This window comes from Paenibacillus sp. USHLN196, from assembly GCF_037144955.1.
In the GTDB taxonomy this organism is placed as follows: Bacteria; Bacillota; Bacilli; order Paenibacillales; family Paenibacillaceae; genus Paenibacillus; species Paenibacillus xylanexedens_C.
Genome location: NZ_JBBCYH010000057.1, coordinates 1 through 238, shown reverse-complemented (window position 1 = coordinate 238; position 238 = coordinate 1). Strand labels below are relative to the sequence as shown.

The following is a 238-nucleotide window of genomic DNA, read 5'->3' as shown; positions in this document are numbered from 1 at the left end:
GGAGGCGACCGCCCCAGTCAAACTGCCCACCTGACACTGTCCCCGCACCGGATTACGGTACCAGGTTAGAACCTAGATACGATCAGGGTGGTATCCCAACGTTGCCTCCACGCAAGCTGGCGCTCACGCTTCAAAGGCTCCCACCTATCCTGTACAGATCGTACCCAAATTCAATATCAAGCTGCAGTAAAGCTCCATGGGGTCTTTCCGTCTTGTCGCGGGTAACCTGCATCTTCAC

1 rRNA gene is annotated in these 238 nt (G+C 55.5%); it reads right to left on the bottom strand.

What is annotated here, in order from left to right:
• Positions 1-238, bottom strand: a 23S ribosomal RNA gene (locus WFI24_RS34635); the annotation flags it as partial.